At 67.5% G+C, this 25832-nt stretch carries 19 protein-coding genes; 12 read left to right on the forward strand and 7 right to left on the reverse strand.

What is annotated here, in order from left to right:
* Nucleotides 1-148: 148 nt before the first annotated feature.
* The 9 genes from rpsH to map all read left to right on the forward strand — a co-directional run bounded on the left by rpsH (nucleotide 149) and on the right by map (nucleotide 5723).
* A complete protein-coding gene (rpsH, locus tag O3I_RS04550; RefSeq protein ID WP_014981717.1) occupies nucleotides 149-547 on the forward strand; it encodes a 30S ribosomal protein S8 in 399 nt (132 codons plus the stop codon).
* 14 nt (nucleotides 548-561) lie between these two features.
* Nucleotides 562-1101: a 50S ribosomal protein L6 gene (gene rplF / locus O3I_RS04555; protein WP_014981718.1), complete on the forward strand. Its 540-nt coding sequence runs from the start codon at nucleotides 562-564 to the stop codon at nucleotides 1099-1101.
* 2 nt (nucleotides 1102-1103) lie between these two features.
* Entirely contained in the window at nucleotides 1104-1511 is a 408-nt protein-coding gene (gene rplR / locus O3I_RS04560) for a 50S ribosomal protein L18 (protein ID WP_014981719.1), read from the forward strand.
* Nucleotides 1512-1539: 28 nt separating this feature from the next.
* Entirely contained in the window at nucleotides 1540-2205 is a 666-nt protein-coding gene (gene rpsE, locus O3I_RS04565; RefSeq protein ID WP_014981720.1) for a 30S ribosomal protein S5, read from the forward strand.
* Nucleotides 2205-2384, forward strand: a complete 180-nt coding sequence (gene rpmD / locus O3I_RS04570) for a 50S ribosomal protein L30 (RefSeq protein WP_014981721.1) — start codon at nucleotides 2205-2207, stop codon at nucleotides 2382-2384. The genes rpsE and rpmD overlap by 1 nt, the downstream gene beginning before the upstream one ends.
* Before the next feature lies 1 nt (nucleotide 2385).
* Complete coding sequence (rplO, locus tag O3I_RS04575) at nucleotides 2386-2829, forward strand: 50S ribosomal protein L15 (protein WP_014981722.1); 444 nt, start codon at nucleotides 2386-2388, stop codon at nucleotides 2827-2829.
* 181 nt (nucleotides 2830-3010) lie between these two features.
* The gene (gene secY, locus O3I_RS04580; protein WP_014981723.1) at nucleotides 3011-4333 is read left to right on the forward strand and encodes a preprotein translocase subunit SecY; all 1323 of its coding nucleotides are present in this window, start codon (nucleotides 3011-3013) and stop codon (nucleotides 4331-4333) included.
* Complete coding sequence (locus O3I_RS04585) at nucleotides 4330-4875, forward strand: adenylate kinase (RefSeq protein WP_014981724.1); 546 nt, start codon at nucleotides 4330-4332, stop codon at nucleotides 4873-4875. The genes secY and O3I_RS04585 overlap by 4 nt, the downstream gene beginning before the upstream one ends.
* A gap of 50 nt (nucleotides 4876-4925) precedes the next feature.
* Complete coding sequence (gene map, locus O3I_RS04590; protein WP_014981725.1) at nucleotides 4926-5723, forward strand: type I methionyl aminopeptidase; 798 nt, start codon at nucleotides 4926-4928, stop codon at nucleotides 5721-5723.
* Nucleotides 5724-6278: 555 nt separating this feature from the next.
* Here the strand turns inward: map and O3I_RS04595 are convergent.
* The 7 genes from O3I_RS04595 to O3I_RS04625 form a co-directional block, all read right to left on the reverse strand.
* Complete coding sequence (locus O3I_RS04595; RefSeq protein WP_051066482.1) at nucleotides 6279-7070, reverse strand: class I SAM-dependent methyltransferase; 792 nt, start codon at nucleotides 7068-7070, stop codon at nucleotides 6279-6281.
* A gap of 41 nt (nucleotides 7071-7111) precedes the next feature.
* Complete coding sequence (locus tag O3I_RS04600; RefSeq protein WP_014981727.1) at nucleotides 7112-7540, reverse strand: DUF4254 domain-containing protein; 429 nt, start codon at nucleotides 7538-7540, stop codon at nucleotides 7112-7114.
* Nucleotides 7537-7995, reverse strand: coding sequence for a hypothetical protein (locus O3I_RS04605; protein ID WP_014981728.1), 459 nt, complete (start codon nucleotides 7993-7995; stop codon nucleotides 7537-7539). The genes O3I_RS04600 and O3I_RS04605 overlap by 4 nt, the downstream gene beginning before the upstream one ends.
* A 214-nt stretch (nucleotides 7996-8209) precedes the next feature.
* Nucleotides 8210-9733 carry a hypothetical protein gene (locus O3I_RS04610; protein WP_141692264.1) on the reverse strand — a complete coding sequence of 508 codons (1524 nt, stop codon included), beginning with the start codon at nucleotides 9731-9733 and terminating at the stop codon, nucleotides 8210-8212.
* Between the two features lie 255 nt (nucleotides 9734-9988).
* On the reverse strand, nucleotides 9989-10432 hold the full coding sequence (gene dtd / locus O3I_RS04615; protein ID WP_014981730.1) for a D-aminoacyl-tRNA deacylase: 444 nt from the start codon (nucleotides 10430-10432) through the stop codon (nucleotides 9989-9991).
* Between the two features lie 56 nt (nucleotides 10433-10488).
* On the reverse strand, nucleotides 10489-12810 hold the full coding sequence (locus O3I_RS04620) for a serine/threonine-protein kinase (RefSeq protein WP_014981731.1): 2322 nt from the start codon (nucleotides 12808-12810) through the stop codon (nucleotides 10489-10491).
* A 103-nt stretch (nucleotides 12811-12913) separates the two neighbouring features.
* A complete protein-coding gene (locus O3I_RS04625) occupies nucleotides 12914-14485 on the reverse strand; it encodes an amino acid permease (RefSeq protein WP_014981732.1) in 1572 nt (523 codons plus the stop codon).
* Between the two features lie 270 nt (nucleotides 14486-14755).
* Here O3I_RS04625 and O3I_RS04630 point away from each other — a divergent pair, with 270 nt between their 5' ends.
* From O3I_RS04630 to O3I_RS04640, 3 genes are all read left to right on the forward strand, one after another.
* Complete coding sequence (locus O3I_RS04630) at nucleotides 14756-15532, forward strand: MerR family transcriptional regulator (RefSeq protein WP_014981733.1); 777 nt, start codon at nucleotides 14756-14758, stop codon at nucleotides 15530-15532.
* Between the two features lie 451 nt (nucleotides 15533-15983).
* The gene (locus tag O3I_RS04635; protein WP_014981734.1) at nucleotides 15984-16307 is read left to right on the forward strand and encodes a hypothetical protein; all 324 of its coding nucleotides are present in this window, start codon (nucleotides 15984-15986) and stop codon (nucleotides 16305-16307) included.
* Between the two features lie 23 nt (nucleotides 16308-16330).
* A complete protein-coding gene (locus O3I_RS04640) occupies nucleotides 16331-25828 on the forward strand; it encodes a hypothetical protein (protein ID WP_014981735.1) in 9498 nt (3165 codons plus the stop codon).
* Nucleotides 25829-25832 lie beyond the last annotated feature (4 nt).

Raw genomic sequence — 25832 nt, forward strand, 5'->3', positions numbered from 1 at the left:
CCCGGGCACCGAGAACTCTCACGAGAACTCAATCCGGTCGACAAGTGTCGGCCGGACCGCCGAATTGCTGTAGGCCCACGGTTGACGTGCAGTTTTGCTCGTCGACGTTGCATGGGAACCGCAGCGAGAAAGGTGTCAAGGTCGAACCATGACCATGACTGATCCGATCGCAGACTTCCTGACGCGTCTGCGCAACGCCAACTCGGCGTACCACGATCAGGTGAAGGCTCCGCACTCGAAGCTCAAGGCGAACATCGCCGAGATCCTCAAGCGCGAGGGCTACATCGCCGACTACCGCACCGAAGACGCGACCGTGGGCAAGAGCCTGGTCGTCGATCTGAAGTACGGCCCCAGCCGTGAGCGCAGCCTGCAGGGCCTGCGTCGCGTCTCGAAGCCGGGTCTGCGTGTGTACGCGAAGTCCACCAACCTGCCCAAGGTCCTGGGCGGCCTCGGCGTGGCGATCATCTCCACGTCGACCGGTCTGCTCACCGATCGCCAGGCGGCCAAGCAAGGTGTAGGCGGGGAAGTCCTCGCCTACGTCTGGTAAGCGGAGGTAGGACAATGTCGCGTATTGGCAAGAAGCCCATCGCAATCCCGGCGGGCGTCGAGGTGACCATCGACGGCCAGCAGGTGTCGGTGAAGGGTCCCAAGGGCACCCTGTCGCACACCGTCGCCGAGCCGATCACCGTCGCCAAGGGTGAGGACGGCCAGCTCGAGGTCGTTCGCCCGAACGACGAGCGCCAGAGCCGCGCGCTGCACGGCCTGACCCGCACCCTGATCTCGAACATGGTCGAGGGTGTGACCAAGGGCTACGAGAAGAAGATGGAAATCTTCGGCGTCGGTTACCGCGTGCAGGCCAAGGGCTCGAACCTGGAGTTCGCCCTGGGCTACAGCCACCCGGTGCCGATCGAGGCCCCGGCGGGCATCACCTTCGCGGTGGAGTCGCCCACCAAGTTCTCTGTGTCCGGAATCGACAAGCAGGCGGTCGGCCAGATCTCTGCCGTGATCCACGGACTGCGTAAGCCCGACCCGTACAAGGGCAAGGGCATCCGCTACGCCGGCGAGGTCGTTCGCCGCAAGGTCGGAAAGACGGGTAAGTGATCATGGCGCAAACCGAAAATCAGATCGCCAAGCGCAAGCCGCGCGGCAAGGACGTGTCCACGACGCGTCGTCTGTCGAAGACCCGCCGTCACTTCCGTCTGCGCAAGAAGGTCGTCGGCACCACCGAGCGTCCGCGCCTGGTGGTCAACCGCTCCTCGCGGCACCTGCACGCGCAGCTCGTCGACGACTCGGTCGGCAAGACCATCGCCGCCGCGTCCTCGATCGAGGCCGATGTGCGCGCGCTGGACGGCGACAAGTCGGCCAAGAGCAAGAAGGTCGGCGAACTGCTGGCCGAGCGTGCCAAGGCTGCCGGTGTCGACGCCGTCGTGTTCGACCGTGGTGGCCACGACTACCACGGCCGCATCGCCGCGCTCGCCGACGCCGCTCGCGAAGCGGGGTTGAAATTCTGATGATCAAGAACAACGGAAGGAACGTCTGATGCCGGGACGTCAGAGGCGTGACGGCGGCAACGGACCCGCCGGACAGAATGGCGCTGCTGGTGGTGGCGACAACCGCGACAACCGCGGCGGTGGCCGCGACCGTCGGGGCGGCGGCGACAACCGCCGGGACAACGCTGCCGAGAAGAACCAGCTCGAGCGCGTCGTCGCGATCAACCGTGTCTCCAAGGTCGTGAAGGGTGGTCGTCGCTTCAGCTTCACCGCCCTCGTGATCGTCGGTGACGGCAACGGTCTGGTCGGTGTCGGCTACGGCAAGGCCAAGGAAGTTCCGGCGGCCATCCAGAAGGGTGTCGAGGAGGCTCGCAAGGGCTTCTTCCGCGTTCCGATGATCGGCTCGACCATCACCCACCCGGTGCAGGGCGAGGCGGCGGCCGGTGTGGTCATGCTGCGCCCGGCGTCCCCCGGTACCGGTGTGATCGCCGGTGGTGCGGCTCGTGCCGTGCTGGAATGCGCCGGCATTCATGACATCCTGGCGAAGTCGCTCGGTAGCGACAACGCCATCAACGTCGTGCACGCGACCGTTGCCGCGCTCAAGATGCTGCAGCGTCCCGAAGAGGTCGCGGCTCGCCGTGGCCTGCCGCTGGAAGACGTTGCCCCTGCGGGCATGCTGCGTGCGCGCGCCCAGGCTGCGGGAGGTGCCAGGTAATGGCGGATCTCAAGGTGACCCAGATCAAGAGCACGATCGGTGCGAAGCAGAACCAGCGTGACAGCATGCGCACGCTCGGGCTCCGCAAGATCCGGCAGACCGTGGTTCGCGAGGACACCCCGCAGAACCGCGGCCTGATCAACGTCGTGCGCCACCTCGTGACAGTTGAGGAGGTCTGACATGACCATCAAGTTGCATCACCTGCGTCCCGCACCGGGTGCCAAGACCGAGAAGACTCGGGTCGGCCGTGGTGAGGGTTCCAAGGGTAAGACCGCGGGCCGCGGTACCAAGGGCACCAAGGCTCGTAAGAACGTACCGGCCGCCTTCGAGGGTGGGCAGATGCCGCTGCACATGCGGCTGCCCAAGCTCAAGGGCTTCACGAACCGGTTCCGCACGGAATACCAGGTCGTGAACGTCGGCGCTATCGCCAAGCTGTTCCCCGAGGGTGGCGAGATCGGCAAGGCCGAGCTCGTCGCGGCCGGCGCGGTTCGCAAGAACCAGCTGGTGAAGGTCCTCGGCGACGGCGAGATCGGCGTCGCGGTCCAGGTGACCGTCGACAAGGTCACCGGCGCGGCGAAGGAAAAGATCACCGCGGCCGGTGGCACTGTCACCGAGCTGGGCTGACGGTACTCTGACAATCAGTGGCACCGGACGAGTGAGAGCTCGTCCGGTGCCACTGTTAGAGTTCAATAGTTGTCTGCCAAGCCTCGCCATGGTTTTCAGCGTCCCCACATGCCGATTCGTCGGCGATGGGGTATTGCTTGAAATGACCATGTCCTGACCATGTCGTTCGCCAGGAGGATCTGTGCTTTCCGCCTTCGTATCGGCCTTCCGGACTCCGGACTTACGGCGGAAGATTCTCTTCACGCTGGGGTTGATCGCGCTGTACCGGTTGGGTGCCGCGCTGCCGTCCCCCGGTGTCGACTACAAGGCCGTCCAGGAGTGCGTCAAGCAGGTGTCCGGCGGTGAAGACGCCGGTATCTACCAGCTGATCAACCTGTTCTCCGGTGGTGCGCTACTGCAGCTTTCGGTGTTCGCGATCGGCATCATGCCGTACATCACCGCGAGCATCATCATCCAGCTGCTGACCGTCGTCATCCCGCGGTTCGAGGAACTGCGCAAGGAAGGCCAGTCTGGCCAGACCAAGATGACGCAGTACACCCGGTACCTGTCCATCGCGCTGGCGATCCTGCAGGCCACCGGCCTGGTCGCGCTCGCGTCGCGCGGTCAGCTGCTGCAGGGCTGCCAGAAGGACATCATCGCCGACAACGGCATCTTCGCGATGATCATCATCGTGCTGGTGATGACCGCCGGCGCGGCACTGGTCATGTGGTTCGGCGAGCAGATCACCGAGCGTGGTATCGGCAACGGCATGTCGCTGCTGATCTTCGCCGGCATCGCGGCCCGCATCCCGACCGAGGGCAAGTCCATCCTGGACAGCCGCGGCGGACTGGTGTTCGGCCTGGTGTGTGTCGCGGCGTTCGCGATCATCGTCGCCGTCATCTTCGTCGAGCAGGGCCAGCGCCGGATTCCGGTGCAGTACGCCAAGCGCGTGGTCGGCCGCAAGATGTACGGCGGCTCCTCTACCTACCTGCCGTTGAAGGTCAATCAGGCCGGTGTCATCCCGGTGATCTTCGCGTCCTCGCTGCTGTACCTGCCCAACCTGGTGGCTCAGCTAACCTCCGCGCGCAACAACCCGGATCCGAGTTGGTGGCAGGACATCATCAACAAGTACCTGGTGTCTCCGGGCAACCCGGTCTACATCGCGATCTACTTCGGTCTGATCGTGTTCTTCACCTACTTCTATGTCGCGATCACCTTCAACCCGGAGGAACGCGCGGACGAGATGAAGAAGTTCGGTGGCTTCATTCCGGGGTATCGCCCGGGTAAGCCCACCGCCGACTACCTCAACTTCGTCCTGAGCCGTATCACCCTCCCCGGCTCGATCTACCTCGGTCTCGTTGCCGTGCTGCCGAACCTGTTCCTGGATATCGGCGCATCCGCTAACACCCAGAACCTCCCGTTCGGTGGCACCGCGGTGCTGATCATGGTGAGCGTCGGTCTGGACACCGTGAAGCAGATCGAAAGCCAGCTGATGAATCGAAATTACGAAGGGTTCCTCAAGTGAGAGTTGTACTCCTCGGTCCGCCTGGTGCAGGCAAGGGCACCCAGGCCGTCCTGCTGTCGGAAAAGCTGGGCGTTCCGCACATCTCCACTGGAGACCTGTTCCGCGCGAACATCAGCCAGCAGACCCCACTGGGTCGCGAAGCGCAGAAGTACATGGACGCGGGCGATCTCGTGCCCAGCGATGTCACCAACCGCATGGTCGAGGCCCGGGTGAACGAGCCCGACGCCGCGAACGGCTTTGTGCTGGACGGCTACCCGCGCACGGTCGACCAGGCCGACGCGCTGGAGAAGATCCTCAAGGACATGGACACCAAGCTCGACGCGGTGCTGTGTTTCGTGGTCCCCGAGGACACGGTGGTCGCACGCATGCTCTCGCGTGGTCGCGCGGACGACAACGAAGGCGTGATCCGCAACCGGCTGCGGGTGTACCGCGAGGAGACCGAGCCGCTGCTGGAGCACTACGACGGGCTGGTCGTCTCGGTGGACGGCGTCGGCGAGGTCGACGAGGTCAACGCGCGCGCACTGCGGGCCCTGGGCCATTGATGACCGACGCCGAGGCACTGTTGCCGCGCACGATGGAGCGCTGAGGCCGCGTGGTCTTCAATCGCAAGAAGAAGGTCGTGCCGTTCCGCACGGCAGGTGAGCTGGACGCCATGGCGGCCGCCGGTGCGATCGTCGGTCGCGCCCTGGTTGCCGTGCGCGCGGCCGCCAAGCCCGGCGTCTCCACCCTCGAACTCGACGACGTGGCCGAGCAGGTGATCCGTGACGCGGGCGCCGTACCGTCCTTCAAGGGCTACCACGGCTTCCCCGGTTCCATCTGCGCGTCGGTGAACGATCGTGTGGTGCACGGGATTCCGACCGCGGAAGAGATCCTGTCCGAGGGCGACCTGGTTTCCATCGACTGCGGCGCCATCCTCGACGGCTGGCACGGCGATTCGGCGTGGACGTTCGGCGTCGGCACCATCATCGAGGCCGACCGGCTGCTGAGCGAGGCCACCAAGCTGTCCATGGAGGCGGGCATCGAGGCCATGTTGCCGGGCAACCGTCTCTCCGACGTCTCGCACGCCATCGAACTCGGCACCCGCGCGGCGGAGCAGAAGCACGGTCGCGCCTACGGCATCGTCGACGGCTACGGTGGGCACGCCATCGGCCGCGAGATGCATCTCGACCCGTTCCTCGCCAACGAGGGCGCCCCGGGCAAGGGCCCGAAGCTCGTGGTCGGTTCGGTGCTCGCGATCGAGCCCATGCTGACCCTCGGCACCACGCAGACCCAGGTGCTCGGGGACGATTGGACCGTGGTCACCATTGACGGGTCGCGTGCCGCCCACTGGGAGCACACGGTCGCGGTCACCGAGAACGGCCCCCGCATTCTCACCCTCCGCCCGGAGTAATCGGGCAACGTTTCCGGGCCCGATCCGATCGAGCCGTGCCTACGGTGGGTATGCACGGTTCCCCAGTTCCGCGTGGCGAGGACGCGATCGCACCGACACCGGACTCGAGGTCCGGGTGATCACGTCGCGTGATCCGGCGACACGTTTGTTGTCGCTGGATCTGGACGCTACCCAGCTGTTGCGCTGGATCGGTGACGTCGTTCCTTGCGCCTACTGCGCCTGGCCGTGACGTGGCGGTCCGGGCGACGCTGCCCGGTGGTGGATCAGGTCGACAGTCGGTCCTGATTCCCCGTGTGTTGAACGATGCTGTCAGCGTATGTCCGGGGTGGTCGGCTGCACGTGAGTAGAGAACTACTCGAATCTGCTTGGCGCACCACGTAGTTGGGGCCGATGCGGACGAAACGTCGAAGCCTCGGCGCATCCGGAAAGGGCCGCTGGCATGCGGATTCGGCCGGGGCAGGTAATGTCCGGCAGCCGCGGGGAACGACGGGCATCCCGTCTTGCCCGAGCCGGCGCAACAGGTTCAGGCAAGACAGGTCGTGGCCGTGTCGCGGGTCAGTTGCCGCGTAGCCTGGCGCGCAGCACCAAAGTGACCAGGGGAAGGTCGAATTCACCCTCGGCCGTCTCGGGCCTGCTGCGCAGATAGTCGACGATTCGGCCGAGCACCTCGGCCCGCTGCTGCGCGGACACCACCAGCGTGTGCGAATGGGTACCGATGGTCGCGGCCAGCGTCTCGGCGGTTCGGCGCTGGGAGTGCGGGAATTCGGCGCTCACGAAGTCTTCGAACAGGGGATGCGCGGGCAGCGCCGAATCGCCGGGTTCTACCGCCGTAGTGGAGGCGTCGGTCCTGGTGACGTCCGCGAGGCCGGCGACCCAGGCGACGCGTTTGTCGTCGGTGTTCCACAGGGCCGCGAAAACGCCGCCGCGGCGCAATACCCGAGCGAACTCGGGGAAGGCCCGGTCCTGATCGAACCAGTGGAACGCCTGCCCGGCCACGATCGCGTCGACGGATCCGGTCGCCAGCGGAATCGCCTCGGCCGTACCTTCATACGCCCGCACGCCGGGTAGCCGGCGCATCAACTCGACCCGCATACCGTCGTCGGGCTCGACAGCGATCACCGTGGCGCCCGCGGCCAGCAGACCCTCGGTGAGTTTTCCGGTGCCCGCGCCGAGGTCGAGCACGACCGGCGCGGGCACGGCCGGAACGGGTTCCAAAGCCCATTGGACCGCGGCGAGCGGGTAGTCGGGCCGGTGTTCGGCATAGGCTGCCGCGTGGGTACCAAAAGAGGATGCGCGCCGGGCGCGCAGGGCACGTTTGTCCGTTTCTCGATCAGTCGTATTCCCCATGCGCCCAACCATAGATCCGTGCGGCGGGCGCGCGGGGATATTTACGACGCGCCCGGCAGCCGCCGTACGCCGGCGCAGACCTCGGCAGCCAAGTCGTCGTAGCCGACGGCCAGTTCGGCCAACCGCTGCCAGGCATCCCACAGATCCCACTCCGACGCACTCGCCAGCGCGGCGTAGGCGTTGGCGGTGAATTGGGCGAGCCGATCGATCACCGCGCCGACCGTTTCGGTGTGCACGTGGGCGGCGCCGTGCGCGGGCGGCAACTGGACGGTGATCCAGCGATCGATGTCGCGCACCAAACTCGCACGCAGCGCGTCGATTTCGTCCGCGGACCGGCGATCGGCGCTGATCCGCCGCTCGTGCAGGGTGGTCAGCTCGTGCGCGCACCGCAGCAGCGGATTGTCTTCCGGATGATCACCCCGGCAGGCCTGCAGCACTTGATGTTTGGCGGGGAGCTGGCCCGTCGTCATCGCGACCCCATGTTCCGGCAGGTGCGCACGGTGTTGACGATCGAGACACCGGAGGGTCGAAAGGTGTTCTCCGGAGCCACAATCCACTCCCGATAGCCGGTACCGGGGTAGCCGGGGGAGGGCAGCGCGATCTCACCGCCGATCGGCACGATGGACACGTTGAGCCGGAACAGTTCGGCGAACAAACGGACGTCGTCGGGCAGGTCGGGACGGATCAGAAAGGTCCAGCGTTTGGATCGAACATGAGAGATGATCGGGCCCAATGGATTTCGGTGGCGTATCAAATCGTCGTGTACCTGTTTACCCAGCGCGGCAGGCATCGTGATGGCGCCGACGAAACCGGCCCGGACGGTGATCCGGCCGATCTCCGGATGAAATCCGGCGGGGAGGTCGCAGGTGTGGCGGTAATAGGCGCATCGGGCGGCAGGAGTTTCCGCCAACGCCACTTGGTCCATGGGGAGCCTCGACTAGCATCGTTGTCTGGTGAAGCCGCCGGAGCCGATACGCCATAGGCACTGGGAGTGACCTGGGACACCGTTCTGGCGTGATCTCAGTGAAGCACCCCGGGAGACGGTGGTAACCGTTGCGTTCAATTAGTTCTCGTTAAGTTCGCCACGACGACGTTTACCTGGTGTTTTCCGCTCATCCAGTGGGCTGAACAACCCCCGGTCAGGGGGTTGTGCGAAAGAACAGGGCGCGGTCACCGTGCTCGGCCAGCGGCGTGGTCGCGCTGATCTGCCGCAGCCCGCTGGAGGGCAGGTAGGTGAGGTTGGCGAACATCTGGGTGTTACCGAATGCCGCGCGCAGCTTGGTCTCCGTCGCACGGTCGGCGTTCAGTTCCGCCAGCATTTTGAAGTCCAGCGGCGCGAGCGGCTTGTCCAGCGGCTCCTGCCCGGCGGGCCGGCCCAGCGCGGCGTACTGGGTGGCGACGCCGTGCTCGTACCAGCACAGCTCGTAGGCGATGTGTTCGGTCACGGTGATCGCGGCGACCGGCCAATCCTGGGAAAGTCGCATCGCCAGTGGATGTTTCGCGACCGGTGTCAGTTCCCAGTGCAGGCTCATCACGGTGACCCAGCCACCGTAGGGCTGGTCGATCAGGACGATGTCGTCGCCGAGTTTCTCCGCCGTGTTCACCGTGGCGTCGGTGGTCTGCACGCGTTCGTCGCGTTCACCGAAGTAGCTGGCTCGATCCAGCGGATAGGCGTCATCGGTCGCGTACGCGCCGATGATCGCCGCCCGGATCTGGGCGATCGCGTCGGGGGTCGGGCAGTACACGCTCAGCGCGCCGAAGCTGGTGCCGATCTGCACAGGCATCGACGGCGGATCGGGCTCCGCACCGGGCAGCAGCGGTCGCAGGCCGACCAGCGCCAGCTTCCAGTTGAGTTCTTCGACGGTGGACAGGTCGCCGGAGGACTTGAACAGGATCTGCTGCTGGGTCAGCCGCCCCGCTTGCTCCAGCGTGCGGCAACCGAGCTCGGTGAGCGCCTTGTACGACTTCGGGGTCAAGTCCAGGTCTTGAATGCCGCACGCGCGCAAGCGGATCGACATATTCGTCGACGTGAACGCGGAGTAGCGCTCGCGGTACATCGACAGCGCCTGCTTGCGCGACCGGCCGACCATCAGTGTGCGCAGCAGGGTGCTCAGGCTGGCCAGGTACTTACCGGACAGCTCCGGATTCGCCGCGGCCAGCGCGCTGCGGATGCGCGCCGCCTCCCCGGTCGCCGCCACGGCGGCGTCCTGGTCGAGACGGCCCAGCCAGACACCGCATTTCGACAGGCCGTCGGCGCAGAGCCCGGCCACTTCCGGATGGATCCGGGCCAGTTGCCGGTAGGCGTCGCAGGCACGTCGAATGGTGGTGGTCGCCAGCTCGCGACGGCCGCTGTGCCGGGCCGCCAATTCGACCGCGCGCAGCGCCTCGTTCAGCTCGCCGGCGAGGCGGGCATTCAACACCTGCCCGGTGGCGAGCAACCGCAGCCGGATGCCGACCGCTTCCTCGGCGGGCGCGAGTGCGTCTCGGGTCCGGTCGCGGACCGACCCGTCGGTCTTCGTGGCGATAAAGCCTTTCGCGAGTTCACTCAGCGAGGTCGCGAGCCGAAGATCCGCCTCGATCGAACGATCGAGCGCCGCATAGCGATCCGCGGCGACCTGACGCTCCAGCGCGCCCAGATCCATCGAGCCCCTCGTTTCCAGCATGATCCTCCGCTAACCGGCGGCATCGAGCCACTCATCATCCGTGCACGAGTCTGTCACGGTTGTCGGCCGGGCGCACCAGGTTGTCCAGGCCTGCGGTGTTCTCGCTCCTCATGTCCTTGTTCGCCACCGCATTCCGGTGCCGGGCGATGCTGCCCGGGTGGCCGGGGTGCGCGTCCGGTGCGCTGGTCGGCAGGCGAAAGTGCTGACGGCTTTGCGGTATTCGTCGTCTTCGGGACCGGTGACCGGCGCCGCGGGTCATGCCTCGAGCAGCAGGGTGACCGGTCCGTCGTTGACCAGTTCGATCCGCATGTGCGCGCCGAACCGTCCGGTCGCCACGGTAGCGCCGAGTTCGCGGAGGGCCTGTGCGAACGTGTCGACCAACGGTTCGGCGACGGCTCCCGGCGCGGCCGCGTTCCAGGACGGCCTACGGCCCTTGGCGGTGTCGGCATAGAGCGTGAATTGACTGACCACCAGAATCGGGGCGCTCAGGTCGGCGGCGGAGCGCTCGCCGTCGAGGATGCGCAACCGCCACACCTTGTCGGCGAGTGCTTTCGCGACCGCCTCGGTATCGCCGTGGGTGACGCCGACCAGCGCGACCAAGCCGTGCGGCGCGCCGGTCGCGGCCGGCTCGATCCGGCCGACCACCTCGTCGTCGACCGTCACTTCGGCGGAGCGGACTCGTTGCAGCAGGACTCGCACAGCCGTTGATCATGCCGGGCGGGCGCGCCGGGCGGGCCGCGGGGTGCCCGGCAGCGCTACCAGAGCGAGCGTGGACGGATGTCGTTCGCGAGATCGATCAGCGCGTAACGATGCAACCGGCTCGGTGTGGTTCGCGCGACCGCGCGCAGGGCCGATTCCAGCCCGCCGCGCAGGCCTGCCTCGGTGAAGGGGCAGCCGAGGATCGTGGTGCGCGGTTCCGGGTGTCCGCCCGCCTGCACCCAGGACAGGGCCGCGCCGAGCACGATGGCCCGCAGTTGGGTCAGGCGCGGGTCGTCCGGGAGCGCGTGCACGTGCGCTACGGCCGCGTCGAGGTCGGCCCGGGTCAGGTCGGCCACCGGCCGGGTCGCCGACAGCAGGCACGCGGTCATTCTGGCGGTGTTGTGGTGCCGCGAGGAATCGGGCACCTGCTGCAACGTGGACACCGCGGCGTCGACGTCGCCCGCGGCTGCGAGCCCGCGCGCGAGCCCGAACGCCGCGCTCGCCACGCCGCGGGTGTTGCGCCAGACCGAGCGGTAGCGCTCGGTGGCCTGCTGTCGCCACCGATCCTGATCCCCGGTCGCCGCGCTCGACTGCAGGACGAGTTCCGCGGTGGCGGCCAAGGCGAGCAGCGGTGCGATCTCGCCCGGGACCATCGCGTGCACGCGATCGAAATGCGCGTGCGCCAGCACGTATTCGGCGCAGGACAGGTCGGCTATGGCGGTGTACCACTGAATCCGCCAGTCGGCCCGATGGGCGGGCGTCAGCTGGGTGAGGTACTGCCGTGCCTGCTCGACCTCGCCCAGATCGAGGTGCGCGCGCACCGCGGTCAAGGTGCCTTCCAGCTCGAAGGTCGCCGGTGTGCCGATGACCCCGGCACTCATGTCGGCGGCGCTCTGGCGCAGGGTGTCCAGGGCTTGTTGCGAATCGCCGTGCAGCAGTGGGGAAAGCAGTTCCGCGCTCGGATCCTCGCTGTCGATCAGTGGAACCGGTAGCGCGGCAATGACACTCGCGGGTTCGAGGGTCGGGGCCGCGTGCACCCCCTCGATGACTCCCTCGGTCTGCCGGATCAGCGCCTCGATGCCGAAATCCCCACGCGGCGAACCGAACACGGCCGATGTCTGCGGGTATTCGTGGTTGGTGTCCTCGGCCAGCACCGAACGGAGCACTCCGGCGAGTTGCCGGTACATCGCGTAGGCGGAGGGAAATCGCTGCTCCGGGTCGGCGTCGGTCGCGCGCAGGAGCAGCCGCTCGAAGGACGGATAGCGCCGCAGGACCGGTGCCTCGTCGGCCGTTGGGAGGGCGGGGAGCGTCGGGCCGAGCCGTTCGAGCGGGATCGGCAGGGTGAGCGCGGCGAGCGTGCGTCCGACCGTGTGGATATCGGAGGCCACCGTCGGTCCGGTACTGGTGAATTCGGGCGCTTGGTAGCCGAAGGTGCCGTACAGGCTGCCGCCGGATTCCCGGGCGGCGACCGCGCCGAGGTCGATCAGTTTGACCTCGCCCTCGGTGACCATGATGTTGTCCGGCTTCAAATCGTTGTAGGCCAGGCCGAACGAGTGCAGATAATCCAGCGCGGGCAGCACTTCCATCACATAGGCGATGGCTTCGGCGACCGGCAGGCGTTCCGGGGCCCGGCGATCGAGCATGGTCTTCAGCGATTGCCCGCCGATGTATTCCATCACGATGTATCCGGAGGAAATTCCGTCGGCGGAACGATGTTTGACGAAGTTGAAGATCTTCACGATCCCCGGATGTGACATTTCGGAAAGGAACTGCCGTTCGGCGAGCGCCACGACGTGCGCTTCGAAATCGAGCGGGTTCTGTAGTCCTTTCAAGACCACCCAGCGATCGCTGACATTTCGATCGCGGGCCAGGTATATCCACCCCATGCCGCCGTAGGCGAGACATCCCCGGACTTCGTATTGGCCCGCCACCAAGTCGCCGGTGTCCAGCGCGGGACGAAAGTTGAACGGAGAGCCGCATTGTGGACAGGTGCCCGCCGACGCGCCGCGTTGCGTGCCGGACGAACGGCCGACGGGCTTCTGGCATTTCCAGCAGAAGCGTTTGTCCTCGGGCACCTCGGGATCCGACAGCATCGCGCCGGCCGGGTCGACCTGATCGACCTGCGGCAGTTCGACCAGTCCCGCGGTCAGCCTGCGCACGCTGGGCCGGGATCGGACGCTGCGGCCCGAGCTGGGCATGGTCGCCGAGCCGAGCGCCGCTTCCGCCTCCGGTGACCACTGATCGGTCTCGTTCGCCGACGCGCGCCGGGTGGCCCACGGCGAGGGGGCTCGGTGCGGTATTTCCATGGGCTCGCGGGTCAGTGTCGTCGCCGGCGGGACCGGGCGAATGTTGTCGGACGCACTGAGGTGTTCCGGCATTCGACCCTCTCCGCACCACGAATACAATTCCTGGACCGAACCCGCCCTGTTCGGTGGCGCCGTACGATATCGGCGCCACCGAACAGGGCGAACTTCATCGGTCTCAGCGCGATTCTGCCTCATCGGACGTAACAGCGGCGTTAGTTGTGCGGGTGGAATCCGTAATACGGAGATCACGATGTTCCAACGGTCGCTCCGCGACCACCGGGAACACGCCGGTATAGCCATCGCGCATTGCGGCGACGTGCATGACCCGGCGTCGCGCGAGGTACCAGCCGCCGACGAGGGTCGGTCCCATGATCACCACCATCGCGATGACCGCGCCGCGCTGCACGTCGCTGTCGCTGAACAGCATCAGCAGCACGACGGCGGCGAGGAACACCAGCGTCGCGATGCTCGTGTAGGGCGCGCCGAGCAGCCGGAACGCGGGGCGTTCCATCCGTCCCTCGCGCGACCAGGACCACAGCTTGAGCTGGCACAGCACGATCGCGGCCCACGCGGTGACGGTGCCCAGGGCGGACATGTTCAGCACGATCTCGAAGGCCTTCTCCGGGACCAGGGCGTTGAGCCCCACGCCGATCAGCGCGACCGCGCCGGTCGCGAGGATGCCGACAAAGGGCACCCCGCGTCGCGACATCAGCGCCGCCATACCGGGAGCGCTGCCGTTCATCGCCATCGACCGCAGGATCCGCCCGGTCGAATACAGTCCGGCGTTGAGGCTGGAGAACGCCGCGGTCAGCACCACCAGGTTCATCATCGTGCCCGCGCCGTCGACCCCGATCTTGGAGAAGAACGTGACGAACGGGCTCTCTCCGGACTTGAACGCGGTGTAGGGCAGCAGCAGCGCCAGCAGCACCAGCGAGCCGACGTAGAACAGCGCGATTCGGGCGATGACCGAGTTGATCGCGCGCGGCATGATCTTGGCCGGGTTCTCCGCCTCACCGGCCGCGGTGCCGATCAACTCGACCGCGGCATAGGCGAAGATGACGCCGGTGGTACACAACACGATCGGGACCAGGCCGTTCGGCAGCAGACCGCCGTGCTCGCTGATCACGCTGATCCCGGTGCTGTTGCCCTCGATCGGCGTGCGGCGCGCGAGGAACACCGTGCCCACGATGAGGAACCCGACCAGCGCGACCACCTTGATCAGCGCCGCCCAGAACTCCATCTCACCGAACCAGCGCACCGACACCATGTTGATGCAGACCACCAGGGCCAGCGCGACCAGCGCGATGGTCCACTGCGGAATCACCTGGAAACTGCCCCAGTAGTGCACGTAGGTGGCGATCGCGGTGATGTCCACGATGCCGGTCATGCACCAGTGGAAGAAGTACATCCAGCCGACACCGAAGGCCAGCTTCTCGCCGTAGAACTCGCGAGCGTAGGACACGAACGAACCCGAGGACGGGCGATGCAGGATCAGCTCGCCCAGCGCTCGCAGGATGAAGAACACGAACACACCGCACACGGCGTACGCGAGGAAAAGCCCAGCCCCGGCATCTTTCAACCGCCCGCCGGCACCTAAGAACAAACCGGTGCCGATGGCACCACCGATAGCGATCATCTGCAATTGACGTGGACGCAGCGCCTTGTGATAGCCCACGTCTTCGGCGTGCAAAGCACGCGCGGCGGCGGCCTGTTGCTGCACCTCGGCCGGCGGTCGAACGATGGTCATGGGGTTGCCTTCCCTGTGACGGCTGTCATATCGCTGAGTAACGTACCGCTAGATAACGGCACGTTCAATAGTTGCGGCCAGTTGTCATCTCATGAAATGAAATCGTCATATAGGGCAATCGGTTGGCAAACCGTTGCGCGGCAAGCGATATCGCGGAGGTTGCCGGGTCCGCCGGACGGGCCCTGTGGGGCCGGCTCAGGGGGTGGTGTGGGTGAGGCGTCGCACCTCAGGTCGGTGAACAACCTTGTTTCGGTGTGGTTTCCTTGAGGTATGGCAGCGGATACCGAGTTCACTATCGACGAGCTGGCGCGCGAGGCGGGGACAACCGTGCGGAGTCTGCGCGTCTATCACGAGCGGGGCGTGCTGCCGCCGCCGCAGGTGAAAGGGCGGACCGGGTTCTACGGGGACGAGCACCTCAACCGGGTGCGCACCATCGGCAGGTTGCTGGACCGCGGAATCAAGCTGAACGGCATCCGGGAACTGCTCGAGGCCTGGGATCGCGGCGACGATCTCGGCGACGTACTCGGGGTGCCCGATCAGGAGCCGCACGCGCATTCCAGCGTGCCTGCCGCACTGCCCGATCCGGCGGCGCCGATCGCCGAAGTCGATGAAACATTAATAGCCGCAACCGAACTCGCTGACCTGTATCGGGACGTGCCGAACGGATTCGCCCGGGTGGTCGCGGCCGGTCTGTACGAGCCGCTCGATGCCGCCACCTACCGGGTGGCCGATCGCCCGCTGCTCCGGATCGTCGAGCAGCTGTGCTCGGCGGGCGCGACGCCGGTGCAGGCGCTCGATGAGGTCGAACGGTTGCAGGGGGATTGCGACCGGATCGCCCGTCGATTCGTCGAAACCTTCGAGCGAACCGCGTGGCAGGCGTTCCGGCAGTCCGGGCGCACCGCGGCTGATCGCAACGAGCTGGCCGAGCGGGTGGCCGGTACCCGGATACTCCCTGGTCAGGCGGCCGCTGATCTCGTAGGTCGATTCATCGCGCGGTACCTGGAGCGGGATCTCCCGGAACTGGGTGACGAGTTGTCCGGACGGTGAAACCCTTGGTCGAGGCCTTGGGATGACGCTGGTCAAATCTTGCCGCTAGACAGCGGCGCATTATTCGATGTAACGTTGTCTCAGGACCTGGGGGCATGCCCAAAGCGACGCCAATCTCTGCGCATGTCCCCGGGGCCTTACCGCCGGCCCTGGGTGGCCGCCGTGTCCCCTGGTACGAACACCGATGAGGGGAAGCAGGGGACACCGGCGCTCCCACTCGGGGCTGACCGGTCTTCGGCGCTCGATCGCAGGCGTGCTCGCACCGTCGCCGAACGTCAACGCATATAGCACATTTCGCCTAGCAGACGACCAGGTGTACCCGCCCGTTGTCTGTCACTGTCGTGGCACTTTCCGTTCATTTCTGAGCAACAGGCGAGTTGCTATCGGCTGTCATCGTCGAATCCGTAGGAGCTGACGTGCGGGCGACCGCGCATGTGCGGAGGGAACGCGGGTGGCGGACAAAGTCCAATACGACTCGGATCTGTTCTTCAAGGCTGCGAAGAAGACCGGGGACGCGCGGGACCGGATCAACGCGGTGCTGCACACCTTGCAGGCTTCGCTCAACGCACGCGGAAACCCTTGGGGCAACGACACACTCGGTCGTAACTTCGCGAACGGACCGGACGGCGCCGGCGGATACACCTCCTCGCGGGACAACATGATCACCGGCGCGACCAATATCGCGGGCTCGCTCGACAACTTCTCCTCCGGCCAGACCAAGAGCGCCAAGCTGCTCGAGAAGATGGAAAACGGCAACCGCGACGGCTTCAACTGAGCCCAATTCGCGTATAGCCCACAATGATTGAACTGCCCGGCTGGCTCGAATGGCTCGAGCCGATAGTCGGCATGGAGTGGCCCGAGGGCAACGAGGACCAGATGTGGGCACTGGCCCAGGACTGGCACACCGCCGCGGCGGACCTGCGCACCATCCTCGGTGACATCGACGCCGCGAAAAGCGCTTCGCTGACCGCGTATCCGGCCGGCGAGGGCGTCGAAGAGATGATCAAGGGCTTCGACAGCATGCGGTCCGGTGACGGATCGGAGAAGGACCAGTCGCTGGAGAAGCTGGCCACGCTCTTCGATCAGATCGGTGAATCCGCCAACAGCGTCGGCACCGAGATCGAATACGCCAAACTGATGTATTGGTCCTCGCTGGGCCTGCTGGCGGCCGAACTCGCTGCGGCGTGGCTGTTCCCGCCGACCGCTCCCGCGGTCGAGGCAGCCGCGATCGGGCTCACCCGGGTGGCCGTGCGGATCATCGGCCAGCGGGTCGTCGCCGCGATCATCCGGCACGTTGGCAAACTCGTCGCGTCCAAGTTCGCGAAATTCATGTTGCGGCATGTCGCGATCGACACGATGCTCGGCACCTTGCAGGAACTGGGTGTCCAGCAGTGGCAGGTCGACCAAGGGCATCGCAAGAACATCAATTGGGAGCAGGTCGCCGTCACCGCGGTGAGCTCGGCGGCGGGCGGTGCCGCGGCGGGGCCGTTCGGTGACTGGCTCGGCAACAAGCTGAGCGCGGAGATGAAGCCGTGGATGCGCGCCGCGATCACCGGTCCCGCCGCGGGTCTCGTCGGCGCCGGCGCGGGTTTCGTCGCCGCGACCGGCACCCAGTTCGGGATCGATGCCGCGAAGAACGGGTGGGGTGACGCCTGGAACAACCTGAAGAACACCCAGGTCGACTGGCGGATGTTCACTGCGGGCGCCTCCAACGGTGCCATGTCGGCGGTGAACAAGGTTGGCGCCCAGCATGCTTGGGGCAGCATGCGGCCGGAGATGTTCGGCAGGCCGGATTTCGGGACACGTTTCGCCGATGCGGTCGATGGTCCCGGCGGTGCGCAGTCGACCGACGGTGCGCGCGTCGGATTCCGGCCTGACGGGGCTGGTGACGGCAGTCGCGCCGCGGCTGGTGACGGCAGTACGGGTGCCGCTGGGGACGGGAGCCGCACGGCTGGCGACGGCGGTCGGTCCGGTAGTGACGGCAGTGCGACACGTCCCGCCGGTGCCGAGGGGCAGGGCCGCGTCGCCGAGGGGGACGCTGGTCGGCAGAACGGCAGCGATGGCCAAGAGCGGGGTTCGGCGGGCGAAGGTAGAGGGTCTGGAGAAGACGGCCGCCGAGCGTCGGGCGAAAGCGATAGCGACGCGTCGAGGGAAAGCGATAGCGGGGCGTCGCGCGATTCCACGAGCCGATCCGGTGATTCCGCTCGGAGCGCGGGTAGCGAGGCAGTATCGGAGAGCCGGGCGGGTGACGCCGCCGCCCGGACCGGTGACGGCAGCACCGGGCGGCCTCCCGAAGGCAGCAGTGCGAACCCTGACCGTGTTGCCGCGCAGACCGATTCGAGTGGTTTCGCCGATCAGCGGGCAGGGCTGGCGGCGCAGGACGCAGTGCACTCCTCTGACGGTCGCATCGACGCCACCACTACCGGAAACGACCCGGTTACGGCGCATACCGGCCTGGCCGACGGCGGTCCGGTCACTACCGCGCCCTCGCACCCGCCTGCCACCCATCCGAGTGCTGCTCCGCCGCAACAGAGTTCGACCGGGCCCGTTACTGGAGGTGAAAATCGCAGTAGCCCTGGCTCTTCCAGCCCGCTGCGACCGGTGACAGGCGAGGTCCGGCCACCCACCGGTGCGGATGCGCCGCGCGTCGAACAGCCCCGTACGGGTGCGGAGTCGCGCGCCGGGGCCCCGGACGGTCGAGCGACGGGCGAGGCGCGTACGTCTCCGCGCGCGGGTGATGTCCGTAGCGAAAGCACCGGCGGTGAGCCGCGTAGGTCGGGCCTGGCCGACGGTTCCGCGCGCGGCAACGATCACCGGTCGGGCTTGCAGTCGGGCTCGAGTGGCGAGTCTGTGCCCCGGGGTCCCGCTGTCGCGGACGGTTCCACTCCGGTCCGACAGCACGCCGATGGCGCAATACCGGTGTCGGAGAACGAGCTTGCGGCGCGAGCCGACAGTGGTGGTCCGCTCGATGTGACCGGGGTGTTGCCCCTCGCTGCCGCGGCCGGTGCGGAGGCGACCCCGACACCGCGCCCGGAACGAGCCGCGTCCCCGGATAGCGGCCAGCGTGCCGTCGATGAGCCGGACACGCCGCGTCCGGAACAGCCGGAAACCGAGCATCCGCGCGACTGCGCGATCCGCAGCCTCGAATTGATCCGAGATCTCACCGGTAGCGCCGTGATCGAGGTGCCGACCAGAGAAATCGGTCTGGATGGTGTGTCCCAGTCGGAAATCGAGCACGCCGCCGGTGCGCCGCTGCGAGACGTCGAGAACCACAACGTGATTCGGGACGCGCTGTTGTACGAGACCGGGCCGGACGGAAGCGTGCTCCGCGACGCCGACGGCAACCCGATCGAGCGCCCCGACGGGGTAGCCGCGCTGGTGGTGGACGTTTACGGCAAGGTCGACGAGCACAACGTCGGTGCCCACGCCTACGTGCTGGTCAAAGAGAACGGTGCGATCGTCGTACGTGATCTCACCGCGGGGCTCGAGCACGGTTTCCCACCGATCCTGCCGGACGGTGACCATCCGGTCGCGCTCATCCGCACGATCCTGTTCGACGAGAACGGAATTCCACAGCAGCACCACGAGTCCGGCGCGTCACCCCGGGGTTCGGCACTGCACGCCGTCGATGTCGGCGATCGCCCGCCCATACCGGGCAGCGACCCGGTCGAACCGGCTTCGAACTCGAACGGTGGCGGGAAGAAGCCGCCGAGCGAACTGCCGCCGCCCGCCTCGCCGGATGATCCGGGCGAGCACGCGAAGCCGAATTCGAACCGCGACAACGTTTCCGATGATTCACCGGTACTCGAACCGGACGAAATCGTGCTCGCCGACGATACCCGCCCGCACACCGTCGATATCGACGGCGAGCAAGTGCCGTTGGCGTTGCGTCCGGATGGCGAAGATCGTTGGCGCGCAGTACCGGCCGCCGACGGTGCGGTGCCCGCCCGCCGCGAGAACTCGAGCGAGGTCGAGAAGAAGTCGGCGGTTCGCCGTGCGTGGGAACGCTTTCGGGACCGGACCCATGTGCGCGGCTACGAAGGCGACAATCCTAAATACCCGTCCGGCTCGGGTGAAGACGGTCGCGGGCAGACCGCGCTACGCGACGGGGTTGCCAGCGCACCGGACCTGTTCGATCCGCCGCCCGCCCCGGCACCGCACGTGCCGGCCAACCCGGACGTCCCGACCATGGGGCCCGCTCCCGAGCCGGGAGCGGGCAACGCGCCCAATGTCGCTCGCATCCTGAAAGAGGGGGCGACGATGTGGAAGAACCGCGAGCTCGTCCCCCTCCTCGGCCAGCTGTCGGGGCGTGAGCGCGACGTGGCAGGCGATTTCGTGCCACCGCGCACGGCGGACGGCGAGGAGTACCGGTTCTGGGTCAGTGATGCGGACCCGGACCTGGTGCGTGAGACCGTGACCGACCTCTTCGAGGTCGGCCGGATGCCGGCCGAAGAGGTCAGGGCCGTCTTGACCGACGCGCTCACCGTGTCCGATCCGGAACAGCGTCGCCGGATCGTCGACGATATGGCACGGCTGGGTCTGATCTCCGACGTCGAGGCCGAGCGGCTGGCGCAGCAACCGCCGGCACCGGAGCCCATAGCCGAGCCGGACGGTCCGCCACCTGCCGACGAATCGCTGTCGGACATGGCGGAACGCCTGGGCTTCGAACTGCCCGATGACGATCCGGCGACGGTGCGCCGAACGATCGATGAGCAGGAATATCGCACCCTGCGCGAGGCCGCGGCGGTCGAAGGACTCGCGGACGCCTACCGGCGCTTCAACGAGGAACAGACCCGGCCGTACACCAGAGAGGATGTGGTAGGCCAGGATTCGCGGCCTCCGCTCGATCCGGGCGAGAGCCGGAACCGGCCGCCGGGTGAACTCGAGGGACCGGACGCGCGCCGGCGCGACGAAGACGACGCCGACTTCTACTTGGACGACGACGAATTCGACAAGGACGGCGCCGGTCACCGCGCCACCCGGCAGGAACCCGATCCGGCCGGTCAACCCATCCCGTACGCCGACGAAGTCAGCTTCTTCGACGAGAACCCGATGGGCCGCTTCCTCAAGGAGATCAACGCGGCCTTCGACGGCATGCCGGGTGTGCAGAACTACACTCCCGTCGGCAACGGCGCGGACCCGCTCAAAGAGTGGGGCGATATCGGGCCGGACGACGACGAACTCGGTCGTGATCAGGGGCCGCGGGCCTACTTCGAGCATGCGCTGCGCCGCGACCAGCTCCGCGATGAATTGTCCACCTGGGCACAGACGTTCGGTCTCGACATCGACTCCGTCACCATCCAGCGGATCGAAGAACTGCGGGCCGCGAATCAGGCGCGCGCCGACCGGCTGGCGGAGTTCGCCGATGCCGCCGAGATCCGGCTGTATCCCGCGTCCGACGATCAGCCGCCCGTCGGACAGCCGTTCGGCGATCAGGTCGTGCGGATCCCGGTCGGCGAGGGCGTGCCCGATCGGCTCGTGGTCATCGACGGGCCACAGGACCGCGCCACCGCGCTGGCCAGGGTGCTCGCCGAGCATCCCGACCTCGCGCAGGCGGTGAATCGCGGTGAGGTGCAGGTCGATTTCCATAAGGCCCGGACGGATCGAAACGGTCGCATCCATCTCGAGCCGGTCGGCACCCCCGAGGTCTACCACCACCGGGAACGCGTCGACGGCCGCGATCTGGCGGTAACCCTGTTGCGCGACAGCGACGGTCAGTGGCGGCCGGTGGTGCTCGACGACACCGACGCGCCCCGCACCGAGCCGGATCCCGTGGACACGTCGGAAGCTCCGCCGCGGCCCCGCCCGGAGATTCTCGCCGATCTGGTCGACGTGGCGAGAACACTCGGACTGCAACCCGACGCCCTGCATCCGGACCGGCTGGCGCAGACGATCGCGGATCTGAAGCTGGACAACGCCGTTCGCGCCGGACAGATCGAGGCACTGGCCGACTTCGCGCGGTCGATGAACGATATCGCGTCGTTCAACGACATCAGCGACGCGCGCAGCCAACTGGCCACGCGCCTCGGCATTCCCGAAGCCGAGCTGAGCCCGCAACGCCTCGCCGACGCGCTGACCGACAGTTCGTTCCGAAACGCGTTGCGCGCACAGCAGGTAGCCGACCTCGTGGCATATGCCAAGCAACTGCGCGATCTGGATCCCGCCGCTTTCGTCGCCGCGCGCGACCAATTGGCGAAGCGGCTCGGTGTCGAGCCGTCCGAGCTGTTTCCGCCGAAGTACAGCAAGAACGAGGCGGGCCGGCTGGTGCACGGCCTGGACTCGAACAGCCTCGATCCGAAGAAGCTCCGCAAGCTGTTCGCGCAGCTCGAGCGGGACGGCAAACAGGATCTGCTGAAGAACGCGCTCACCGAGTACACGGGCGCGCTCATCCGGGTAGACCCCTACTCCGACGTACCGCGCGGCGACCTTTCCGCCGACCCGCGCGTCACCGGCGAACCGCCCATCCACGATCCCGAGGCGATCCACGCTCTGCGCGACATCATTCGCGACGCGATGCAGTCGGGTGATCCGCTCGACTTCGGGCAGACCCTCGCTGACCATCCCGGTCGGCAGGACGGCGACGGCACCTGGAATCGCGACAGCGACAACACGGGCGACCGGCCCGATCCCAACCGGGACTGGGCCCGGCTCGTCGGCGTGGACCTCGCCGATGCCGACGATGCCACCTTCCGCAAGGTGTACGAGGCCTATCGCGACGGCAAGATCGAAAAGCACGAGGGGCTCAACCCGCAAGAACTGGCCGCCGAAATCGCGAAGATGCGCGACGAGGTCCGCCAGCGGGCAGCACAGATCCGCGACCTCGCCGCGTTGGCCGAGGAGTTCTATGCTGCGCCGGAACAGCTTCCGGGTGGAGCGCAGCGCGGTCGGCCGGGTGACGGGCCGGGCACGCCGCTCGACGGGCCGGATGGGGATCCGCCCACGACCGCGCCGCCCGCCACCGATCCGCCGCCCCGTCAGCCGAGTTCCGGCGGCGCGGAGGTGCCGCCGGTCTCGCGTGATCAGCCGACAGCAGTCGATCCGAAGACGGAGGATTCGGATAGTTCTGTGCGGGAGCGCGATACCGAACCTGGTACGCGACGCGCTCCGGAACAGCGGTCGTTCGTCGAGGAAGTGCTGCGTCGCGAGACCGAGGCGTTGGACGAGGCGCTCCGGCACAACGAGGAGTGGGCGCAGCGCGAACATCAGCGCTTGATGGACGAGTTGGCGCAGCGCAGGCGCGACATAGCGGCGCGGTTCGACGCGGTCATCGATCGTGACGGTGCCGATGCTGGGCTTACGGACAAGACTGCAGCACCCGAGGCAGAGAACGGGATTGATCGCACGACGCCCATCCGGGACGGATCGTCGCCCGAGACGGACAGCGGTCGACCCACGAAGGAATCGCCGGTAGATCCGGTGCAACAGCCGGTTTCGGAGACGCCGACCGAAAACGCGCCGGAACGATCGTCGCGGATCGATGCGGCGTTGGCGCGTGAGCTGGCAGCGTTGGACGAGTCGTACCGGCGGCACGCCGAGGAAGCCGACGCGGAATTGCAGCGGGTGCTCGATCAGCTCGAGCAGGTCGGGCGCGAACTGGACGAGCCGCTGCAAACCGCTGATCGCACGCCGGAATCCGAGCCGGTCGAACCGGTTTCGCGCATCGACGCCGCGCTGGCACGGGAGCTGGCGAAGGTCGATGAAGCGTATCGCCGCCATGCCGAATGGGCCGACACCGAACTCCGGCAGGTGCTCGACCGCCTCGAGCAGATCGGCCGTGAACTGGGTGTGCCTGACAGCCAACCGGATTCGGTCGACCCGCGCACGCGAATCGATGAAGCGTTGACGCGTGAGTTGACCGCACTCGACGAGTCGTATCGGCGGCACGCTGAGGAAGCCGACGCGGAGTTGCAGCGGGTGCTGGATCGGCTCGAGCAGGTCGGTCGCGAGCTGAACGAGTCGCTGGATGCGCATGAGAGTGCGCCGGAACCTGATTCGAGTGCACGGATCGACGACACCCTGTCGCGGGAACTCGCCAAGGTAGACGAGGCCTACCGCCGCCACGCCGCAGCAGCCGATGCCCAGCTCCGACACACCCTCGACCGGCTCGACCGCATCCGCACCGACCTCGCAGCCCAGTCCGAACACCAGCGATTGATGGGCGACCTGGACGCCGCCCACCGCGAAATAGCCGACAAGTTCGCCGAACTCGAACAACGCGATACCAATGGGACCGCGTCGGCGGAAACGGGTGCCTCGCAGACGCGCAAGCCGGGAGCCCCGGACGAGTCTGCGCCGCAGCCGAGCACGGACACGCGCACAAACCGTGCAGACGATGACGATCCGCCGAAACCCCCTACACCCGAGGGCGATTCACCCCGAATCCCGCAGCTACCCGGCCGCGCCCTGCGTTCCCACATCCCACACCCACCCCGGGACTACGAGTTCGAGTTCCCCGACCCCATCCACCCCACCCCGCTCCCATGGCCCGTCCCGGACCCCCAACCCCCGACACCGCCCACCCCTCCGACACCACCCGAACCCCCGACCCCACCGGTCACCCCACACCCGCCCACACCCCCACAGCCCCCACGCCCGCCGGCACCCCCACCTCCTGTCCCCCCGCAACCACCCACACCGCCGGTCCCACCAACCGTGCCCGTGCCGCCGGGTATCGCGACACCCCCGGATTTGCCGGTGCCGCCTGGGATTCCGGTCCCGCCGGATTTGCCGGTCCCGCCCGGGATTCCGGTCCCGCCGGGCTTGCCGGTCCCGCCCGGGATTCCGGTCCCGCCGGGCTTGCCGGTCCCGCCCGGGATTCCGGTCCCGCCGGGCTTGCCGGTCCCGCCCGGGATTCCGGTCCCGCCGGGCTTGCCGGTCCCGCCCGGCATCCCGGTACCGCCGGGCGTTCCCGTACCGCCGGGTATTCCGGTTCCGCCGGGTCCGCCAGTTCCGCCCGAGATTCCGGTTCCGCCGGGCTTGCCGATCCCGCCCGGTATTCCGGTGCCGCCGGGCGTTCCCGTGCCGCCTGGGATTCCGGTGCCGCCGGATCTGCCGGTCCCGCCGGGTATTCCGATGCCGCCGGAGTTTCCGGCTCCGCCGAACGGACCGGTTCCGCCCGGGCTGCCGCCGAATCTGCCGACCCCGCCGGATCTGCCCGCCCCACCTGTGTTTCCGTTGCCGCCGGAGCCTTCAACGTCGCCTGTGCCGCCGAGCCTGCCCGTGCCGCCGGGGATTCCGGTACCCCCGGACCTGCCGGTTCCACCAGGTATCCCAACGCCACCGCCGGAGCCGACTACGCCGAGCCCGCTGCCGCAGATTCCGGCCCCACCGCATTCGCCGACCTTGTCTGCCCAGCCAGAGTCCGCGGCGCAGCGGGACGCAGCGCAGCCGTCAACGCTGCCCGGGCAGGCACAGACTGCGGTACCGCCGAATTCGCTTCAGCTGCCGACCATGCCCGGTCAGCCAGAGTCGTCCATGCCGCCGGGCGCGGCACAGTCGCCGATTCCACTTGGGCAACCGCAGTTTTCGGCACCGCAGAGCGTGCCGCAGTTGCCGACGACCCCGGGCGCACCTGCACCGGATTTGTGGGTGCCGCCGCAGGACCCGACTCCGAACTCTGCCCCGCCGCCAGCCCAGCCGGGGCAGCCGCAAGACTCCGCTCCGCACGCGCCGGGTTCGTCGGCGCCGGGGAGTCAGGCAGGTCCATCGCAGGATGCGGTTCGGCCGAATGTTCCGGCTCCGCCGCAGGTTTCGCCCACTCCGCCAACCCCGTTGGGCCTGGATGCATCCCCGGCGCAGAGCGCACCACCGGCTCCTCCGTTCGTTCCGCCGATGGGCGGCGGTGCGCCGCCCGCCGGCGGCGGGCGCGGTGGTGGGTACGGGCGACGCTCGTACATCACTGAAAACTCCAGCAGCACAACAGTTGTGGTGCGTCCATATGTGGGTTACGGCGTCTTCGCCGAGTTCGAGCCTGCGACGGGGGCGCTCCGGGCGACTCCTGCGGGCGTGAGTCCGCTGGGGGGCGTATACGGCGATTTGGGTGACGTGCCGGTGGTGCTCTATCGGCATCAGGGCCGGTTGGGCTTACGAATCGGAAATCAGGACATCGATCTGGACGGACCCGTCGCCGTGGATTGGCGTCCTTTCGATCAGCGCACGACACGGTTCGTGGTCAGTGTCGGGGGCGCGGTCGCCGCAGATCTGCGGTACCGCTCGCTGCCCGCGGACATGGATCTGGGCCTGCTGGTCCGGGACGTCATCGCGGACGCACCTCGGCGCGCCGCCATCTTCGCCTGATCGC

Origin of the sequence: Nocardia brasiliensis ATCC 700358, from assembly GCF_000250675.2 — a bacterium.
Classification (GTDB): Bacteria; Actinomycetota; Actinomycetes; order Mycobacteriales; family Mycobacteriaceae; genus Nocardia; species Nocardia brasiliensis_B.

Coding starts and splice junctions, on each gene's coding strand:
- rpsE (WP_014981720.1), top strand. CDS start 1,540: ATGCCGGGACGTCAGAGGCGTGACGGCGGCAACGGACCCGCCGGACAG.
- O3I_RS04610 (WP_141692264.1), bottom strand. CDS start 9,733: ATGCTGGAAACGAGGGGCTCGATGGATCTGGGCGCGCTGGAGCGTCAG.
- rplO (WP_014981722.1), top strand. CDS start 2,386: ATGACCATCAAGTTGCATCACCTGCGTCCCGCACCGGGTGCCAAGACC.
- O3I_RS04620 (WP_014981731.1), bottom strand. CDS start 12,810: ATGCCGGAACACCTCAGTGCGTCCGACAACATTCGCCCGGTCCCGCCG.
- rpsH (WP_014981717.1), top strand. CDS start 149: ATGACCATGACTGATCCGATCGCAGACTTCCTGACGCGTCTGCGCAAC.
- O3I_RS04605 (WP_014981728.1), bottom strand. CDS start 7,995: ATGGACCAAGTGGCGTTGGCGGAAACTCCTGCCGCCCGATGCGCCTAT.
- O3I_RS04640 (WP_014981735.1), top strand. CDS start 16,331: ATGATTGAACTGCCCGGCTGGCTCGAATGGCTCGAGCCGATAGTCGGC.
- O3I_RS04625 (WP_014981732.1), bottom strand. CDS start 14,485: ATGACCATCGTTCGACCGCCGGCCGAGGTGCAGCAACAGGCCGCCGCC.
- O3I_RS04600 (WP_014981727.1), bottom strand. CDS start 7,540: ATGACGACGGGCCAGCTCCCCGCCAAACATCAAGTGCTGCAGGCCTGC.
- rplF (WP_014981718.1), top strand. CDS start 562: ATGTCGCGTATTGGCAAGAAGCCCATCGCAATCCCGGCGGGCGTCGAG.
- O3I_RS04630 (WP_014981733.1), top strand. CDS start 14,756: ATGGCAGCGGATACCGAGTTCACTATCGACGAGCTGGCGCGCGAGGCG.
- rplR (WP_014981719.1), top strand. CDS start 1,104: ATGGCGCAAACCGAAAATCAGATCGCCAAGCGCAAGCCGCGCGGCAAG.
- O3I_RS04595 (WP_051066482.1), bottom strand. CDS start 7,070: ATGGGGAATACGACTGATCGAGAAACGGACAAACGTGCCCTGCGCGCC.
- rpmD (WP_014981721.1), top strand. CDS start 2,205: ATGGCGGATCTCAAGGTGACCCAGATCAAGAGCACGATCGGTGCGAAG.